At 41.6% G+C, this 18395-nt stretch carries 15 protein-coding genes and 1 tRNA gene; 12 read left to right on the top strand and 4 right to left on the bottom strand.

The genetic code is table 11. The annotated features are described in order from the left end of the window. The first annotated feature begins 15 nt into the window (after positions 1 to 15). From PR767_RS13915 to PR767_RS13885, 7 genes are all read left to right on the top strand, one after another. Complete coding sequence (locus PR767_RS13915) at positions 16 to 1557, top strand: MFS transporter (RefSeq protein WP_210850288.1); 1542 nt, start codon at positions 16 to 18, stop codon at positions 1555 to 1557. A gap of 93 nt (positions 1558 to 1650) precedes the next feature. Beyond that, on the top strand, positions 1651 to 2643 hold the full coding sequence (locus PR767_RS13910; RefSeq protein WP_272520464.1) for an HlyD family secretion protein: 993 nt from the start codon (positions 1651 to 1653) through the stop codon (positions 2641 to 2643). Further along, positions 2643 to 3353, top strand: coding sequence for a universal stress protein (locus PR767_RS13905; protein WP_272520463.1), 711 nt, complete (start codon positions 2643 to 2645; stop codon positions 3351 to 3353). Before PR767_RS13910 ends, PR767_RS13905 begins: the two co-directional genes overlap by 1 nt. A gap of 256 nt (positions 3354 to 3609) precedes the next feature. Next, positions 3610 to 3685, top strand: a tRNA-Asn gene (locus PR767_RS13900). A 211-nt stretch (positions 3686 to 3896) separates the two neighbouring features. Further along, positions 3897 to 4943: a dihydroorotase gene (gene pyrC / locus PR767_RS13895; RefSeq protein WP_272520462.1), complete on the top strand. Its 1047-nt coding sequence runs from the start codon at positions 3897 to 3899 to the stop codon at positions 4941 to 4943. Between the two features lie 222 nt (positions 4944 to 5165). Further along, a complete protein-coding gene (gene bssS / locus PR767_RS13890; protein WP_004909784.1) occupies positions 5166 to 5420 on the top strand; it encodes a biofilm formation regulator BssS in 255 nt (84 codons plus the stop codon). A gap of 209 nt (positions 5421 to 5629) precedes the next feature. Next, positions 5630 to 6223 carry a LuxR C-terminal-related transcriptional regulator gene (locus PR767_RS13885; protein WP_181937011.1) on the top strand — a complete coding sequence of 198 codons (594 nt, stop codon included), beginning with the start codon at positions 5630 to 5632 and terminating at the stop codon, positions 6221 to 6223. Between the two features lie 48 nt (positions 6224 to 6271). Here the strand turns inward: PR767_RS13885 and trhO are convergent, their stop codons facing one another. Continuing rightward, positions 6272 to 7318, bottom strand: coding sequence for an oxygen-dependent tRNA uridine(34) hydroxylase TrhO (trhO, locus tag PR767_RS13880; RefSeq protein ID WP_109911091.1), 1047 nt, complete (start codon positions 7316 to 7318; stop codon positions 6272 to 6274). A gap of 262 nt (positions 7319 to 7580) precedes the next feature. On the opposite strand from trhO, the gene PR767_RS13875 reads away from it, so the two are divergent. Together PR767_RS13875 and PR767_RS13870 are read left to right on the top strand one after the other, a co-directional pair. Further along, positions 7581 to 8216 (top strand): DUF1007 family protein, encoded by a 636-nt coding sequence (locus PR767_RS13875; RefSeq protein WP_042851561.1) that lies wholly within the window; start codon positions 7581 to 7583, stop codon positions 8214 to 8216. Then, on the top strand, positions 8207 to 9214 hold the full coding sequence (locus PR767_RS13870; protein WP_272520461.1) for a nickel/cobalt transporter: 1008 nt from the start codon (positions 8207 to 8209) through the stop codon (positions 9212 to 9214). Before PR767_RS13875 ends, PR767_RS13870 begins: the two co-directional genes overlap by 10 nt. Before the next feature lie 168 nt (positions 9215 to 9382). On the opposite strand, the gene ttrA is transcribed toward PR767_RS13870, so the two are convergent. The 3 genes from ttrA to ttrB are packed head-to-tail and all read right to left on the bottom strand — an operon-like array spanning position 9383 to position 14215. Further along, positions 9383 to 12457 carry a tetrathionate reductase subunit TtrA gene (ttrA, locus tag PR767_RS13865; RefSeq protein ID WP_198641285.1) on the bottom strand — a complete coding sequence of 1025 codons (3075 nt, stop codon included), beginning with the start codon at positions 12455 to 12457 and terminating at the stop codon, positions 9383 to 9385. Continuing rightward, complete coding sequence (gene ttrC / locus PR767_RS13860; RefSeq protein ID WP_442959805.1) at positions 12450 to 13496, bottom strand: tetrathionate reductase subunit TtrC; 1047 nt, start codon at positions 13494 to 13496, stop codon at positions 12450 to 12452. Before ttrC ends, ttrA begins: the two co-directional genes overlap by 8 nt. Next, on the bottom strand, positions 13478 to 14215 hold the full coding sequence (gene ttrB, locus PR767_RS13855; protein ID WP_109911088.1) for a tetrathionate reductase subunit TtrB: 738 nt from the start codon (positions 14213 to 14215) through the stop codon (positions 13478 to 13480). Before ttrB ends, ttrC begins: the two co-directional genes overlap by 19 nt. A gap of 254 nt (positions 14216 to 14469) precedes the next feature. Between ttrB and ttrS the strand changes: the two genes are divergently transcribed. The 3 genes from ttrS to PR767_RS13840 all read left to right on the top strand — a co-directional run bounded on the left by ttrS (position 14470) and on the right by PR767_RS13840 (position 17953). Further along, on the top strand, positions 14470 to 16227 hold the full coding sequence (ttrS, locus tag PR767_RS13850) for a tetrathionate respiration histidine kinase TtrS (protein WP_272520459.1): 1758 nt from the start codon (positions 14470 to 14472) through the stop codon (positions 16225 to 16227). A gap of 126 nt (positions 16228 to 16353) precedes the next feature. Further along, on the top strand, positions 16354 to 16950 hold the full coding sequence (gene ttrR, locus PR767_RS13845) for a tetrathionate respiration response regulator TtrR (RefSeq protein ID WP_109911086.1): 597 nt from the start codon (positions 16354 to 16356) through the stop codon (positions 16948 to 16950). A 58-nt stretch (positions 16951 to 17008) separates the two neighbouring features. Beyond that, a complete protein-coding gene (locus PR767_RS13840; RefSeq protein ID WP_272520458.1) occupies positions 17009 to 17953 on the top strand; it encodes a Kdo(2)-lipid IV(A) acyltransferase in 945 nt (314 codons plus the stop codon). Positions 17954 to 18395: the final 442 nt, after the last annotated feature.

The raw sequence follows: 18395 nt of genomic DNA, 5'->3' as shown, positions 1-18395 counted from the left end.
TAGCAGGAGTTTGAAATGGTTGATGCGTCTATCATACAACCTAAAAAAAACAAATGGATAGCCAGTGCGAGTGAAATTAATGGCCGCACATGGATGGGTCTATTTGGTGTTTTTTTAGCAGTAATGGCGAGTGGCGTGGGAGAAAACGCCAGTAAATTCGCCCTAGGCGATATTCAGGGGGCAATGGCATTAAATATTGATACTGGCAGTTGGTTAATCACCTGTTATGTAACTGGTTTTGTAATTGGTTCAGGATTTACTCCTTGCTTTTGGCCAACATTCTCACTACGTCGTGTTGCGCTCGTTATGTGTTCTATTTATCTGATTGGAGGATTAATTACACCATGGCTAGGAGATCATTATGCTCTTCTATTAACAATACGTAGTTTACAAGGCTTTGCGGGCGGGGCTCTCCCGCCTATGTTAATGACGGTAGTGCTGCGCTTTATGCCTCCGCTTATTAAAGTATTAGGTTTAGGAGCTTATGGCTGGGTTTCTGCATGGAGTGCTACTTTTGGTGCCACTGCGGCCGCGTTTGCCTTCCACTGGGGGTGGAGTGGGTATTTTTATTGGAACTTACCACTAATGGCGATAGCCACCATCTGCATTGGCTTTGGTTTGCCACAAGACCCTTTACGCTTAGAACGACTGAAACAGTTTAACTGGCGAGGTTTACTTCTGGGGGGAAGTGCACTTGCTATGCTCACCGTAGGTATTTCTCAAGGAGAACGCCTTGATTGGCTAAATTCATCACTAATTTATGTTTTATTGATTGGTGGACTTGGTTTATTAGCTCTGTTTTTGATAAACGAATGGTACCACCCATTACCCTTCTTCAACTTGCAGTTACTTAGCAAACGGAATCTATCGTTCTCATTAATCACCCTTGGTGGCGTGTTGTTGATTATGGTTTCTTTGGTGAATATTACCTCTGGCTATTTATCGTCTATTCAAGGGTATCGCTTAGAACAAACCTCCGACATGATGCTATGGGTGTCACTCCCACAACTCATCACGCTCCCTATCATAGCCATTATTTGTAATACCCCCAAAGTTGATTGCCGTTGGGTGCTCGCCATTAGTTTACTTTTGATGACAGCCGCTTGTTTTCTCGCATCACAACTGACCCCTGATTGGAATGGTGACAATTTTAGAATGATTTCTCTCTTACAAGCTGTTGCACAACCCATGGCCGTTATTCCGCTATTGATGATGGCAACGGGCGGATTACTGCCCACTGATGGTCCATTTGCTGCTGCTTGGTTTAATGCGGTTAAAGGATTTGCAGCAACGGCTGCCGGGGGAGCAATTGCCCTATTAAGCCGCCAACGAGGTGATTTTCATTCGGGCGTCATTGCTGACAGCTACGGCAGTACTTATCGCGATACGGCGACAAATTCTATCGGTGAACTCACAAAACTCTCCTCAAGCCAAGGACATGTTTTAGCTAGCTCTGACCTATATCTGTTGGTTTCTGGTTTAGCACTGTTATTAACTGGGCTGATTTTAGTGATGCCAACTCGTATTTACCCACCGCGGTCTGTTGCCGCTGCTTAGTTATTGATTATCAGGAAATTAGAATGAGTAAGATCAAATTAAAAATTAATAAAAATGTCGCTCTAGCTATCATCGCTATTTATTGTTGTTTTGATGGGAGGATTATTAATTAATAAATTCGCCATTAAAAAAACTGCTCAAAATACCAATGATGCCTATATCCGTGCAGATATTTCACGTATTTCACCACAAATTTCAGGCGTGGTGGCCGAAGTCCTTGTGCAAGATAACCAATGGGTTAAGGAAGGTGAATTATTAGCAGTCATTGATCCCAGAGAATTTACAGTTGCACTTTCTCAGGCTGCTGCACAAGAGCAATCTGCTCGCGCACGGCAAGATGATGCAAAAGCCAATTTAATGCGTCAACAGGCCTTAATCGCTGCGGCAGAAGCCCAACTGCAATCTGCAAGAGCAGAACTACAATTTGCGTACCAAGAAAAAACTCGCTACCACAAAATGGCAAATACTGGCGCAGGCTCACAACAAGCGGCACAACAAGCAACTACGCGTGTACAAACAGTGACAGCAAGTGTTGCACAAGCTGAAGCATCATTAAAAGCAGCCAAAAATATGTTGCAAGTTTTAGAAGCGAAACAGGCCGATAGCAATGCTGAATTGACATTAGCTCAAGCTAAAAAAGCGATGGCTGAGCTTAACCTCTCTTACACCCGTATTACTGCGCCCATTGGTGGCGTAATTGGTAAAAAAAGTTTGCGCGTCGGTGAGTTTGTTAAACCAGGCGATGCTTTAATGGCTATTGTCCCCCAAAATAAGCTCTACATCATCGCGAATTATCAAGAAACTCAATTGGAAAATATTACTCATGGCCAAGTCGTTGATATTAGTATCGACACCTTCCCAGGGCAAATATTAAAAGGCTATGTCGATAGTATTGCTCCCGCGTCTGGCGTAAGTTTCTCACCCGTTGCCCCGGAAAATGCGACGGGTAATTTTACTAAAATTGTACAGCGCATACCTGTAAAAATTGTTTTTGATAGCAACACCGAGCATGCCCAGATGATGAATGCGCTGCGTGTGGGTATGTCTGCAGATGTCACCATTAATACACTCGATGGGAGCCGCTGATGAACAAAACTGTGATCACACTGGTTTTGTTAAAAACTTATCAGCTACTAAGCCATTGGGCAAGATTTCACTCCACTGTAAGCCACACTCCCAGACAACTGGGTAGCCACGCAAAACACAGCGACTTTGCCCACCGAATGGTGGGTTATTTTTCATTTATCGATCAACGTATGATCCCCAAAAACCTTTCCATTTTACAAAAAGTATTGGAAAAAAGGGGAGCTAACTTTAAAGGCGCTATTTCGTTCGCCTATCAGGAACTAATCATGATTAATAATGTGTTGTTAGCCGTCGACAGCTTTGAGAATAGCAGTAATGCACTTAGTTTTATGCAGCGTATGACTGGCTGTGTCAGCAATGTGATTGTATTGACTGTTGTCGATAATACCTTTGCACTAAGCCGCACTGGGTTAAGTAAAGATAGCGATGAGTGGGATGAATACCCTGCCGCGCAAAAAGAAGAAGCTTTGGCACAAAAACAATTAAAAGAGGTCACAAGCGCCTTAAATAGCATGGGGTTTAAAGCCCAAGGACTACTCGCTGCAGGTACCCCTATCGATACCATCCCCAAAAAAATGGAAAAATATAACTGCGAATTATTAATTATTTCTCATCGCCATCTTTCTTCACTTGGACGCTGGCTTAATACCTCAGTGACTCGTAGTTTACTCGACGATATCGCCCAACCAGTTCTCGTTATTCCGCTGTAGATAATTTCTGTAAGTTACATTCATCAATTAGTGGTTAACTGCAGTTAACCACTAAATTTGAAATAATATACCGCCCATCGACTTAAGTTTGTTACCGTCTTTTTGTTTGTGTATGGTCTTGATTAATCACTATTACCTAATTTTCGATCAAACTTCCGACAGTTCGCACAGATAACAGGCAAACAAACATATTTTTCGCTATTCTCCTTTGACAATACAGTAAGAGAAAGCTAATATCCTCTGCGTACCAAGGAGTTCCTCCATAGTTCAGTCGGTAGAACGGCGGACTGTTAATCCGTATGTCGCTGGTTCGAGTCCAGCTGGAGGAGCCAAAATTTAGAGAAACCTGCTTAAGGAAACTTAAGCAGGTTTTTTGCTATTGCATCCCTGGATAAGTTAGCTATTTACGTCATTTACATAATCTACCTTTGAAATAAGCTATAATCGCGATTTCTCATAGCTATTTTTTCACTTTACCTTTATCATTCTATTCCGGCTTGAGCACTCGCTCATCATTCACTCTTCCCCTATGGAGCCGGTTTAATGACAACTGTAACTACCCTAACGATCCGCCGCCCTGATGATTGGCATGTTCATTTTCGCGATGATGATATGTTAAAAACGGTCGTTCCCTATACCAGTGAATTCTTTGGCCGCGCGATTGTCATGCCGAATTTAGTGCCACCAGTCACAACGATTGAAGCCGCAAAAGCTTACCGCGAGCGTATTCTAAAAGCGGTTCCACAAGGACATCAATTTACCCCTTTAATGACCTGCTACCTTACTGATAGCACAGATCCTGCTGAAGTCGTTCGCGGCTTTAACGAGGGGGTATTTACTGCCTGTAAACTCTACCCGGCCAATGCAACAACTAACTCTAGCCATGGCGTATCCGATATTAAAAAGATTTACCCCGTATTAGCTGCAATGGAACAAGCAGGAATGCCACTGCTTATCCATGGTGAAGTCACCGCAAGTCATATCGATATTTTTGACCGAGAAGCCTTATTTATTGAGCAAGTTATGTTGCCACTACGGGCACAGTTTCCAAAACTAAAAGTCGTTTTTGAACACATCACCACCAAAGAAGCGGCTCAATATGTCCAAGAAGCGAATGAATTTACAGCTGCAACTTTAACACCTCAACATTTGATGTTTAATCGTAACCATATGTTAGTTGGTGGTATAAGACCGCATTTATTTTGCTTACCTATTTTGAAGCGTAATGTGCACCAAGAAGCATTACGTACAGCGGTTGCTTCAGGTTGTGACCGTTTCTTCCTTGGTACCGACACCGCACCACATATACAATCACGTAAAGAATCTTCCTGTGGTTGTGCTGGGGTCTTTAATGCTCCCACCGCATTAGCGGCTTACGCAAGTGTTTTTGAAGAGCTCGGTGCCTTGGCGCATTTCGAAGCTTTTTGTTCCCTAAATGGCCCTAAATTCTATAACTTACCTGTGAATAAAGGGACAATTACGCTAACTAAAGAACAAAATATAATTTGTGAATCCATTGACTGCTGTAATGATAAATTAGTTCCTTTCTTAGCAGGGGAAGATGCACGCTGGACAGTCTCTCTGAGTTAGTCGTTTACACGCCGATGGGAAGTTCAAAATACTTCCCATTCTATTTTTACAATGCTTGTTATTCGTTTTATGCATTTTCTGCCATATAGACAAAAAAATGTTTTATTTGCTTTCTTATTGGCGAAATCTCCTTATACTAAAAGTGGACTCATCACGAGGTCATTGCTCTTAGTCAGTTATAGATATTTATTATTTATCACGATGTTTGATTAGGAGGTTTATATGAATAAAAAAAATGATGTCATTCAAACCCACCCAGTAGTTGGCTGGGACATCAGTACAGTCGATGATTACGACGCTATGATGTTGCGTTTGCACTACCTCCCCGAGCAAGATAAACACACAGGTGACGCTATTGTGGATAAAACCATGTGGCTAACGACTGATGTGGCTAAACAACTCATTCATATTCTTCAAGCAGGTGTAGACAAGATAGAATCTGGGGAATATGTTGAGCTTGGTTTTAAAACACACTAGGGAAATAAATGGATATTAGGGTCACTAATATCCATTTAATTTATTCATTCATACAGGTAATTATATATTTTTATATAATTACCTTATTAATTAATTACTAATTCGTAATTTAAAATAAGAACACTATTTATTGTTTTTATTAATCCTTGGTTGACTTCACTATCAGTTCCAATTTATTGTAAGGCATCTTCTTGAACAAGGATGTTCCAATGCGAATATTAGTTATTGATGAATGTTATTATACACGTCTTGGCATTACAGAATATTTATCCAAAAATAAAAAACTCGAATTTATTAGTACAGGATGCATAAAAGAAGCCATTGGTTTTATAAATATAAACACACCAAGCATTATACTGGTGAATTTAACGTATTATTGTAATTACTCTAATTACTGTCCTACGCTACAGCAATTATTAAGCAATACCAATAATACACGGTTTTATATTTATATTAACGCCCCGTACCCACAGACAAACAATCCATTGTTATTAAAGGATAATTATTTCATTCTATCAAAAGATATTATTATTCAAACTCTTGATAAGGTTATTCGTGACTATGAACAAATAGAGAAAATTACTAAGCTTGCTAATAATATTGAGTCATCTATTTTCACAATTAAAGAACAAAATATTATTAACAATTGGATGAATGAAACACCTAATCATATTATTTCTCGAAAACTAGGAATTAGCAATAGCACTGTTTACTCACAAAAAAGGCATATTACCTCTAAAGTTTTCGTCAAAAACAGAATAGAGTTATTTTTTATATATAATGTGTTTAAATATTTATATTAAAAAAAAGCCCTAATTGCAGGGCTTTCTTATTATAGATAACATTAATGACTAGTTGTCTTTATTTAATAACCCATCGGATAAACGGTGACGTGATTTATTAAAGATTTTATTACTGACCTCACGGCCTGCACGGCGTGCGCGTTGCTCTTGCTCGGGAAGTTTCATTTCTTCTGTGCAAGACGAACTGCAGCAGCCTTCATACTTTTCTGCACAACTAGGGCATTGGATAAACAATAAGTGGCAGCCATCGTTACGGCAATTGGTATGTGCATCACAAGGCGCGCCACATTGGTGGCATTGTGCTAATGTGTCCTCTGTAATGCGCTCACCCATGCGGTTGTCAAAAACAAAGTTTTTCCCTTTAAACCGTAAAGGTAGGCCCTGCTCCTTCGCCTTACGTGCGTATTCAATAATCCCACCTTCAACATGGTAGACATTTTTAAAACCATTATGCAGCATATAAGCACTGGCTTTTTCACAACGGATCCCACCAGTACAATACATCACAACATTTTTGTCTTTTTGCTCTTGCAGCATTTCAACCGCCATTGGCAGTTGCTCTCTAAATGTATCTGATGGTATTTCAATCGCATTATCAAAACGCCCCACTTCATACTCATAATGATTTCGCATATCAACGAAAACAGTATTTGGGTCATCAATCATCTCATTAACTTCGTGAGCTTTTAGATATTGCCCCGTATTTGCTGGGTTAAATGTTTCGTCATCAATACCATCAGCCACTACACGCTCACGGACTTTCATACGCAGCACCCAAAATGATTTACCGTCATCATCAATCGCAATATTTAAACGTAGGTTTTCTAATGCGGGATCTGTTGCATAAATGAGTTCGCGTAATGCGCTCACATTGGATTCAGGCACACTGATTTGTGCATTAATACCTTCTTTGGCAATATAAACGCGCCCAAAAACACTCAATGCTTTAAATTGTTGGTACCATTGATTACGAAATTCGTTTGGGTCTTGGATATTAAAATACTTGTAAAAAGAGATAGTGGTGCGCGGCTCGACCTCAGCCAACATGCGCTCTTTTAAGATTTTATTTGAAATTTGGTTATGTAACACTGGCATGGTGTTCTCTTTTCCTTTGTAACTAGTTAATATTTAAAGCTTAAAATCATGTGGTGTTCACGAAATGTCCACATCTGATTATTATCAAATATTATCGCTGTTATTTTGTTAATAAAAAACCCTTTATTTGAAAGGTTATTGTGATAGAAGTATTAACGACTCGTTTTAAGTTGATTTTTAAATCATTCCGAAATATTTTTCTTTTTAGTTTGCAGTTCGTTATGTTATAACATTTATTTGATAAGCCAATTTAGCTGACTGAATGATGCGATTTTTTCCTTTCTATTTTTTATTTCTGTTCATAGTTGCTCCACTAGTAGCGGCACACCCTCACAGTTTTATTGAGATGCAAATTTCCCTTGAAAATAAACAAGATAAATACACAGGGATTAGCTATGTTTGGAAAATGGACCCCATGACATCAGCGGATATCGCCTATGAATTAAAAGGCATTAAACCGGATGATCCTCGTTGGAAACAGCAAGAAGCTATTATTATGGCAAATGTGTTGGTGCAAGATTATTTCACTGATTTTTATTATCAGGGGAAGAAAGTGAGCTTTAAACGAATTCCAGATAGCTACCATTTAGAAAAAGATGGCTTTTCTTTAGTTTTCTTCTTTACCGCTTCATTTATGCAACCCCTGCCTATAGCAGGTTCCCATGTGGAAATTCAAACTTATGACCCAACTTTCTATGTCAGTATGACTTACCAAAATAAACAACAAATTAACCTACCGTTGGATATTGCTGCAAATTGCCAGATGGAATTACAAGAAGCAAATGTGACCGATTCAATGCGCGCCTACGCTTTCTCTTTAGACAAAAGTGATAATCCAGAAGAGGATTTAGCACTTGGCAAACAGTTTGCACAACGGGTTGATATACAATGTCCATAATGCCTTTACGTACGCAAAAATTAATAATTACTGCGCTGTTTGTGGGACTTATTACCTATGTCACTTGGCAGCTATACATTCACTGGGGATCATGGTTACAACTTAGCCTAGCTTGGCAAAAACAGTTAAACCAAGGGTTATCTTACTTATTGCAAGAAACCACCTCTCGCCCATGGTATGCAGGTGGGTTACTGGTGATTGCCAGCTTTGCTTATGGTTTTTTGCATGCCCTTGGACCGGGTCATGGCAAATTAATTATTACCACCTATATTGCCACCCAAGCGACTCATTTAAAGCAGAGTGTTATCATTAGCTTACTAGCATCACTCTTACAAGGGCTTGTTGCGATTACTTTAGTTTCCTTAGTATTGATCCTATTCCAACTCTCTACTAAACATCTCAACCAAGCCAGTTTATATGCAGAACAAATCAGTTATCTATTTGTTATTTTACTGGGTAGCTATTTATGTCTCAGCGCATTACGTCGTGGCTGGTTAATCCGCAAATCAAAATACTTAACCCCACTCACGATAAAAAGCATTCAGCCATTGAATTCTTCAACGAAAGCAATAATTAAAACAAAAGCCCATAGCCACTCGGACAGCTGTGATTGTGGCCACCAACACGTTATCCAGTCTCATCAATTGCAATCCAGTTTTAAAAGTAAACTATTGATTATTCTATCAATGGGGATTCGTCCTTGTTCTGGAGCAATTCTCGTATTGCTGTTTTCTTATGTGATAGAAGTATATACATGGGGAGTTATCGCTGCCTTAGCAATGGCAATGGGTACTGCATTAACCATTTGTTTAATTGCCATTTTTGTTCATTTAATGCGTGATAATGCGGTTCGCGTATCACAATTAAAAGGAAAATCATTTTCCCCTTATTGGGCAATCTCACTAAAAATTTTGGCAGGTATTTTATTTATTTTGATGGGTATTTTGATGCTTCAAAGCATCGGTTTGGAACAATCGGTTTCCCCACTGTTGCGATAAACCATTAAAAAAGGGAGGGCTCCCCCTCCCAGGCATTTGCCGAAGTCACGGTGTGGTAGCACACCGTTTTATGCGCAATGTCAACTGCTTACTACTTATTGCCAACAACCAGATGGTTAATAATGAAGCTATGCAGGTCCCCATCACTAACCATCCTTACTACTTCGTTTAACCAATTAACTCAATGCGAGCAGGTAATCCTTGGCGTACCGATGCCCCCGAAACCCAGTCTAACCACGTGTTGGCGACTTCACGTGTTGGGTCAGCAAACCCAAGGTCATTTAAGTTAATTCCTGAACCATTTGCCTCATTCATTGGCATTGGTTGGCCATCCAGATAATGCTGTTTCGCCCCCATTTCGGTGTGCCCATAACCATGCTCAATCGCAAGTACCCCAGGCATTACACCATCAAGAACACTCACTTGGGCTTCAGCATGGCCACCCGGTGTGGTGATCCGGATCCAATCGCCATGTTTGACACCCATTTTTGCTGCATCATCGGGATGCAAAGCAACAAGATTCGTTGGTTTCACATGGCGTAGACGTTCAATGACTGTCGTTGAACTGCTCATGACATGGGATTTAAATGACATCAGTTTCAACGGCCACTCTTGTTCTGGGAATACCGTATTCACATCATCGCCATTTGCCATACGTGGTGGATAGTAAGTTGGGCAACCACTATAACGCTCACCCGTTATGGCATGTCGATTGATTGCCACCGTTGGATTCCAAATTTGTAAGCCTTTTTTCCATTGAGGTCCTGTTGCATCGCCATCCCAGGCTTTTTCATACGGAGCAAAACGGCCTCCTCTTGTGAAAATATAGGCAACACGGCGAACTTCTTCTGGTTTTAACGTACGCGTAATCGCTGGTAAAATGCGCTCCACGCCACTGATTTGGATATCTTCTGTTGCGGCTTCAGGAACTGGTTTTTCCCCTAGCCATGCCATATTTGCAGCAACTCTTAAGTAATAGTCTTCAGCTGTATTGAGTGAATGCATGTTGCCATCCATATCTTCAATCACGTTATCACCAAAGCCCGGTAAATTAAGTTCTTTTGCTACAGCGATACAGAAACTCTCCATCGAAACTGGCTGGCCATCTGCTGTTTTAGCCGTGCGTGACTCAACAATCGGCCAACGTGCCGTACTGGCTTTGACCTGCACACCAGACCATGGTGCACTGAACCCCCAACTTTCGAAATTATGGGTATCCGGCACAATGTAATCTGCCAATGCCGTGGTTTCATTCATAAAGGCATCAATACCTATAATCAGCGGCAAGTGTTTAGGGTCTTTCAGTTTTTCTTCCATCACCTGACGAATACCTGCGATACCATATACAGGGTTAGTCATATTGGTGATCCACGCTTTCAGTGCATAAGGATACCCCATCAAGGCGGATGCTAACTGTTCTGTTAGTTGACCTTTGGCAAACGGGTACCAAGGGGCTTTTGCAGGATATGGGTTCTCACCTGCCGCCTGACGCGCTTTGAATTCATCTGATTTTTCATACACTTCATTGCTACGTGATAACACCACACCTTTAGGTTTCACTTTACCTTTATAGCTGGCAATTTTGTAACGTGGCCCATCGTTTTCTCCGTTGAATTTACCACCACCAACAGAAACACCGCCTTTCAAGTTTAAGTTACCAATCAATGCGTTAAGCATGATAACTGACCATGCAGTGTAGAAACCATTACCGCCCATCATACCGCCATGGGAAATAACTGCGGCTTTTCTATCATAAGACGTTAATGCTTTACCCAGTGATTCAATGGTTTTTACTGGGACATGACAGCGCTGGCTATATTCTTCCAAAGTCATGCGATTTGCGGCTTCTTTAAGACACTGGAAGCTGGATTTAACCGTCACTTCACTGCCATCGTGCAAAGTCACTTGGCGTGTCACAAACAATTCAGCAGTTGGAACTTCGTTTGCCAGTTTTAATTCGCCAGAGGCATCTTGTACTAAATAGGCTTTCTCATCGTCACCTTCTCCTGTGATATAAGAAGAAATTAACAATTTGCCAGCTAATGGGTGGTTATCATCCGTAATGACTAAATGTGTTGAGTTAGTCCAGCTTTTCTCCCCCATCGCTTCCATGGATTTTTCACTTGGCACACTGAGGTATTTGGCATTGTAACGCTCATTTTCAATGATCCAACGGATCATCCCCATCACTAACGCAGCGTCAGTACCCGGCTGTACTGGGACCCAGTGGCCGTGGTCATTTGCTAAAGTCGTTGTTAATGGTAATGCAGGCGAAACCACCACATAGTTAAATGAATCACGTAAACGCGCAGTCGCCAATTGACGGCCTTGGCGCTTAAATGGGTTACCTGATTGCGCAGGCGATGTGCCTAAGAACAGTGCGAAACGAACATTATCCCAATCGGGTTTGACGTGGGCGTTTTTGTCCAAATCATCCATCAATGCACCGGAACCGGCACGATAAGCCAATCCACAATACGAACCGTGAGCTCCAAAGTTTTTACTACCAAAGGCATTTTGTGCAAAGCGACGGATAAAACCATCACGGCCGTCGTCACCTGCATTGGTCACTAATAATTGGTTGGCTTTTGGTCCCAGTTTTGGTTGGGATGGGTCTAAAGGCGTTTCTAAGTCACGGATCGCCCGTAAGCCATCCACATGCCCTTCACCAAATAAATCGCCCCCTTCAACCACTTCTTTTATTAATTGTTCAAAACTGATGCGCTCCCATTTACCTTCCCCGCGTTTGCCAACACGTTTCATCGGTTCGAGAATACGCAATGGGCTTGTTAAGCCTTCCATTAACGTCGCACCTCGAGCACAGGCAGTCGAACGGTGTTCAAGGCCTGATTCCCCACTCATTTTGTTAAATGCCATTTTCAGCGGCATGCCATACGGAAAATGCTCTTCATGAGATAGTGGATGATAAGGGTTCCCCGCAATACGCAATACTTCATTTTTCGCTGTATCAACGCGAGCACGAATACCACACTGAGTCCAACAACCAAAACATTGCGTCATCGCAACCACTTGTTCTGGGTTTTCTTGCCAACCTTTCAGTGCCTGTCCTTCAGGACGTAAAGAGTTACCATTGAGCCTATCAAGAGTGACTTTACCTGACGTACCATTAACCAGACCATCGACTGCACGTTTGGCCACATCACGGTAGCTTGCACCAAATAATGCGATACCACCGACAACCAAACCACCTTTAAGCCATTGACGTCTTGAGAATTTAGCCATGTTGCACTCTCCTCGCAAACCAGCGAACACCTTCACGAACAATAATTGTTAATGCAATCCATAAACCGAATGTGCCGACAATTGCCAGTAATCCGTCTGTTCCCAATGGGAAATGGTATGGGTTAGCGATAATGTTATATTTTGGTACCGCTTGAACTTCCATCAGGAAAACCCAACGTATCGTCCAAGCAAAAGCCATTGAAATTAAAGCGAGAACAGTGATATATGCAACCGAGCGATTCGCTTTTAAATTACTGACGGACATCGCAAAAGTGATTACCCACAATGCACAAACTCCCATCAACATCCACCACCCAGGACTTGCTGTATCTAACTGTTGACGTACTGCAATACCTGAGGTGGTATCACCTGAGAGCCATAGCGCAAAACAAACGGCGAACAGCAATAATGTCACAACTTGGAAGCGTGCTAAGCGGTTTTGATATTGAGGTTCACGGCGTGCTCCTAAGTTAATCAATGCAGGTAATACTTGTAGCGCACTGAGGAACATCAATACTGGTATCCACCAGCTATACCAAATTGGGCGAGCATTTAATACTGAGGCTTCACGGCCGGTATATAACAATAATCCTATCGCTGAAAGTGCAGCCAACAACGCCACCCAACGTGTTGCTTTAAACTCTTTTTTCCAAATCAGTTTCACCACTAATGCGACAAAATATAAACCAATAAATGTAGTGAATAATGGCAGTAACACAGACCCCCACCACATCCAAGACCATATTGTTGGATGCGCGTAGAAATGCCATACCCTTGCGGTTTGGTGTAAATCTGCGGTTAATGCTAATGGAGCGGTAATACCCATCGTGATAGCAATAAATACTGCAATCATCTCTAAGCGACTGTTTTCAGGTTTATTTCTCCAATGAAGATAACAAGCGTACAGTACCGCGCAAGCAGCAATTCCTATGAAGAAGAAATATTGTACCGCCCAAGGAAGCCAAAAGAATTCTTGTGGCTGAGCCATGACTTCTGAAATATAAGTTACTTGGCCATTCATCAGAACACCTCCTGCCATAATGCGGGCTGCCCTTTGCCTTGTAGCGGCTGCACGAATGCGTCATCTAAACCGATATAGAAAACTTGAGGTAATGTGCCATTTTCCGGTTTGAGGACTTTGATTTCAGCTTCGTGCTCTGTCAGCATTTTACGAATAGTACTGTTCGGGTCTTTTAAATCCCCAATAATGCGTGCGCCCCCCACACAAGATTCAACACAAGCTGGCAATAACCCCACTTCTAAGCGATGAGCGCAAAATGTGCATTTATCGGCGGTTTGCGTAGAGTGGTTGATAAAGCGAGCATCGTATGGGCACGCTTGTACGCAGTAAGCACAACCAACACAGCGTTCGTTATCAACGACAACAATGCCGTCTTCACGTTGGAAAGTCGCTTGAACTGGACATACCGGTACGCAAGGAGGGTTATCACAGTGGTTACATAGGCGAGGTAATAATACGTTGGTAAAACCTTCTTCGCCCTTCACTGCAACTTGATATTGATTCACTGTCGTTCTAAATTGGCCTTGTGGGGTTTGGTTTTCAACCGAGCAGCTTACTGTGCAAGATTGGCAACCAATACAACGGCGTAAATCAATCAACATTCCATAACGTTTTTCTGGGTTGCCTTCTCGGCGTGTCGGGGAAAAACTGAGCCCAGCTTCTGCGATAGGAATTAACGAAGCTCCCGCAGTCACCGCCCCAATTTGTTGTAGAAATTTTCGTTTACTCAGATCCATAATTGGCTCCAGTACTGACATTGCTAATGCGAAAATAAAAGTTATTAATCAATATGTTATTTGTATTACATGCGTTATTGACAATGGGTACAGTCTCGTTAAGATAACCCGTGGAATTGTTATTTCTCTTTAAACCAAATGAGTTATCTTGATAAAACGTGTAGTGCCATTGTAAGAAGTGTGGAGCCGCCGCCCTATTGTGGTTTACCACATACCCGTAGCTAAATTGATCTAACGCAACGAATAACTCAAATATGTTAAAAAAATCGCCTAGGCCGTTGTATCACATACTATTAATCATGCTACTGACGTGGTCTTTGCCTGCAATTTCGGCACAATGGACTATCGGAGTATTAGCCTTGCGTGGACCGAGTTCCACCCAATCTCATTGGCAACCACTTATTGACACACTCAATGAGTCTATTCCTGAGGAACGTTTTACGTTACAACCACTCAATTTAGATGAAATGAAAGAAGCAATTTCCAACCGTAAGATTGATTTTTTACTGACAAATCCTGCCCAATTTATTCAGTTAGATAACCGCTATCATTTACGTTGGTTGCTCTCCCTTCGTTCTGATGTGGAGCCCAACAGCACGACGCGTAATGTTATTGGCAGCTTAATATTAGTTCGCAAAGACAGTGATATATCAGAAGTTAAAAACCTAATTGGCAAAAAAGTCGGCGCTATCTCGCCAGATGCTTTTGGTGGCTATTTATTAGGTTACAAAGTGTTAAGGGATATGGGCTACGATGCGGCTAAAGACTTTAAGATGCAATTTTTAGGCTTTCCTGCTGATGCATTATTATATGCACTGCGTGATGATTCATTATCTGCGGCAATTGTTCCTGTCTGTTTATTAGAAAATATGCATAGCGAAGGGCTGATTGATAAAACACAATTTCGTCCACTAATTCAACATCCAAGCTCTCTCTCTTGTTTAACTAGCACAGAACTGTATCCAAACTGGTCTTTTGCTGCCTTAAGTGAAGTGCCGGATAATTTAGTCGACAAAGTCACCAAGACATTATTATCAACCGATAAAGCCGCCATGCGTTGGGGAGCTCCGGCCTCGGTGACTCAAGTTGAAACCTTGCTCAGGGACGTTAACCAACACCCGCAACAACGTCAAATCTGGCAAGATATCGTCAGTTGGACTATTCAAAACCAAATCACTCTTAGCCTTGTCGCGTTATTTTTTGTGTTACTTGGCATTAATCATGTTTGGATTGCCTTTTTGGTTAGGCGCCGTAGCCGCCAATTAGAAGAAGCGCATAACCGCTTACGAGAACAAGAAGCCAATTTACAAAAGGCACAGCGGTTAAATATTTTGGGGGAAATGGCTTCTGGATTTGCTCATGAATTGAATCAACCCCTGTCTGCAATCCGCCACTATGCCCAAGGGTGTATTCTACGCCTGACTAAAGAGTCTGAAAGCCACCCATTAATTAACGCATTAACAAAAATCGATGACCAAGCTCAACGTGGAGCAGATATCATTCGTAATTTACGCCTCTGGGCGGGTAAACCAAGTCTTGACCCGGCAGTCACCTTGAGCCAACAATCAGTTAAACAGGCCATTAATCATATTTGGCAATTATTGCGTGCAGACCAACACTACCCCGATGCAAAGTTAATTTTACCTGAAACGCCTGACATCTCCCTGATGTTGCCTGATACGTTACTTGAGCAATTACTTTCCAATTTAATCAGCAACAGTTTACAAGCGGGGGCAACCCTACTGCGTTTCGAGTTTCATTTTTCACAGCAGCATTTTTTACTTGTCTTGCAGGACAATGCCGGAGGTATGCCTGCGGGTCAATTAGAGCAAGGTATCACACCATTTACTACGACTAAAAAAGAAGGTTTAGGGTTAGGTTTAGTGATTTGCCAGCGTTTGATCCAAAGCCAAGGTGGCGATATTCGTATCGAAAATAACCTGAGTGATGATGGATTACATGGCCTAATGGTCACTCTCATTTTCAATTATCACAATAAAATCGTGGATTGAGCATGTTTTGCCACGTAATTGATAACATTCACATTAACTATATGTGACAATGGCTTTATTACGATAATCAATGCTCATTACATAAAGCACCCTATTTTGTCACCCTCTACACGACGAGGTATATGTATGCCAGTGATCCATCTCGTGGATGATGACCCCGATGTGACGGATGCCTGCCAATTCTTACTAGAAACATTGGGCTATAGCGTTACCGTTTGGAATGACAGTGAAGCATTTATCCAAAATGCGGCATTACACCAAGAAGGTGTGGTGTTATTGGATATGCGCATGCCTAAATTAGACGGGCGACAAGTTCACCAATACTTGAGGGAACAACACAGCACATTAGCCGTGATCTTTTTGTCTGGCCATGGGGATATCCCGATGGCGGTAGAACAAGTGAAACTGGGTGCCGTTGATTTTCTACAAAAACCCATTGATAGCCAACAGCTTGCTAAGACCTTAGAGCAAGCTCGCTCACAAACCACGAAAGCCACTGAAGGGTATTTAATTAAACAGCGCTATGAAACGCTCACGCCTCGTGAAAAAGATATCTGTGGCTATGTGTTGCAAGGCTTAATTAACCGTGAAATTGCTGAGGCAGCCTGTGTTTCTGTGCGCACCGTTGAAGTTCATCGGTCTCGTGTCATGGAGAAAATGGCTGTTCGCAACTTAGCTGAGTTAATGAGCACCATGCAGGCAGTTAACGCTTTAAACGAATAATTTGATATAGTTTAATCATGCCTTTTTATTAATTTATGACTAATATATTCGGATAATAATGATACTAGCTCCAAAATTTCAAAAACGGTTCCTCCATCCTCGTTACTGGCTAACTTGGCTAGGTATTGGCGTATTATATCTTCTTGTTTTATTGCCTTATCCTGTCATTTATTGGATGGGAACTCGTTTAGGTTTGTTTTCCAAGCGCTTTTTGAAAAAGCGGGTGAAAGTCGCAGAACGAAATTTGCAATTATGCTTTCCAGAGATGAGTGAGCAGGAACGGCAGCGTTGCATAAACAAAAACTTTGAATCTGTCGGCATGGGCTTATTTGAAACGGGTATGGCTTGGTTTTGGCCTGATTGGCGCGTTCGTCGCTGGGTCAAAGTCATTGGGGAAGAAAATGCCGTTGTAGCCCGCCAAACTGGCAGAGGGATTATCGCGCTCGGCGTTCATTTTCTAACCTTGGAAATAGGTGCGCGTGCCTTTGGTATGTTAAACCCGGGTATTGGTGTGTATCGCGCCAATGATAATGACCTGCTTGATTGGTTACAAACCCGTGGGCGGTTACGTTCCAATAAATATATGTTGGATCGCAAAGATATGAAAGGCATGGTACGCGACTTAAAAAATGGGGAAATTTTATGGTATGCCCCCGACCATGATTACGGCCCACGCAATAGTACATTTGCACCTTTATTCGCTGTAGAAAATGCAGCGACAACCAATGGTTCACAAATTATTTTACGCCTGGCTTCCCCTTTAGTGGTGCCTTTTACCCCAAGGCGTTTACCTAACGGTAAAGGTTATGAATTGATCATTCAACCTGCCATTGATGATTTCCCAATTGAAGATAATGTGGCTACCGCAACCATGATGAACCAAATTATCGAAAAAGAAATCCTCAGGGCGCCAGAACAATATATGTGGCTACACCGCCGTTTTAAAACACGCCCTGAAGGGGAACCTTCGTTATACGGGGATTTAGACAAAATCCATCATTAATGATTAACGTAATCAGATAAATTATGGCGTGATTTTTCAACTATTTTTTATGATGCTTTTCTTGCTGTTTTTTATACTGTTTTCTCTAAATATGGCGTGATTTTTCAACTGCTTTTTATGATGTTTTTCTTGCTATTTTTTATGCTGTTTTCTCTAAATATGGCGTGATTTTTCAACTGTTTTTTATGATGCTTTTCTTGCTGTTTTTTATACTGTTCTCTCTATATGGCGTGATTTTTCAACTATTTTTTATGATGTTTTTCTTGCTGTTTTTTATACTGTTCTCTCTATATGGCGTGATTTTTCAACTGTTTTTTATGATGCTTTTCTTGTTGTTTTTCATACTGTTTTCCCTAAATAGTCGGGTCTACAGCTAGGCGGCAAAATGAAGATATCCCGAGGAGCATACATAAGTATGTGACTCGGGTAGCTGAATGAAGCT

The sequence above is a fragment of the Providencia sp. PROV223 genome (assembly GCF_028479245.1).
GTDB lineage: Bacteria > Pseudomonadota > Gammaproteobacteria > Enterobacterales > Enterobacteriaceae > Providencia > Providencia rettgeri.
Note: the sequence above shows the minus strand (reverse complement) of the source record. Positions and strands in the feature narration are given on the sequence as shown.

What these genes read in the sequence shown, in the direction of transcription:
- ttrS (WP_272520459.1), top strand. Translation starts at nt 14,470, where the DNA reads ATGTTAAAAAAATCGCCTAGGCCGTTGTATCACATACTATTAATCATG.
- PR767_RS13840 (WP_272520458.1), top strand. Translation starts at nt 17,009, where the DNA reads ATGATACTAGCTCCAAAATTTCAAAAACGGTTCCTCCATCCTCGTTAC.
- ttrC (WP_442959805.1), bottom strand. Translation starts at nt 13,496, where the DNA reads ATGGCAGGAGGTGTTCTGATGAATGGCCAAGTAACTTATATTTCAGAA.
- ttrB (WP_109911088.1), bottom strand. Translation starts at nt 14,215, where the DNA reads ATGGATCTGAGTAAACGAAAATTTCTACAACAAATTGGGGCGGTGACT.
- PR767_RS13875 (WP_042851561.1), top strand. Translation starts at nt 7,581, where the DNA reads ATGATGCGATTTTTTCCTTTCTATTTTTTATTTCTGTTCATAGTTGCT.
- bssS (WP_004909784.1), top strand. Translation starts at nt 5,166, where the DNA reads ATGAATAAAAAAAATGATGTCATTCAAACCCACCCAGTAGTTGGCTGG.
- trhO (WP_109911091.1), bottom strand. Translation starts at nt 7,318, where the DNA reads ATGCCAGTGTTACATAACCAAATTTCAAATAAAATCTTAAAAGAGCGC.
- PR767_RS13910 (WP_272520464.1), top strand. Translation starts at nt 1,651, where the DNA reads ATGGGAGGATTATTAATTAATAAATTCGCCATTAAAAAAACTGCTCAA.
- PR767_RS13885 (WP_181937011.1), top strand. Translation starts at nt 5,630, where the DNA reads ATGCGAATATTAGTTATTGATGAATGTTATTATACACGTCTTGGCATT.
- ttrA (WP_198641285.1), bottom strand. Translation starts at nt 12,457, where the DNA reads ATGGCTAAATTCTCAAGACGTCAATGGCTTAAAGGTGGTTTGGTTGTC.
- pyrC (WP_272520462.1), top strand. Translation starts at nt 3,897, where the DNA reads ATGACAACTGTAACTACCCTAACGATCCGCCGCCCTGATGATTGGCAT.
- PR767_RS13870 (WP_272520461.1), top strand. Translation starts at nt 8,207, where the DNA reads ATGTCCATAATGCCTTTACGTACGCAAAAATTAATAATTACTGCGCTG.
- ttrR (WP_109911086.1), top strand. Translation starts at nt 16,354, where the DNA reads ATGCCAGTGATCCATCTCGTGGATGATGACCCCGATGTGACGGATGCC.
- PR767_RS13915 (WP_210850288.1), top strand. Translation starts at nt 16, where the DNA reads ATGGTTGATGCGTCTATCATACAACCTAAAAAAAACAAATGGATAGCC.
- PR767_RS13905 (WP_272520463.1), top strand. Translation starts at nt 2,643, where the DNA reads ATGAACAAAACTGTGATCACACTGGTTTTGTTAAAAACTTATCAGCTA.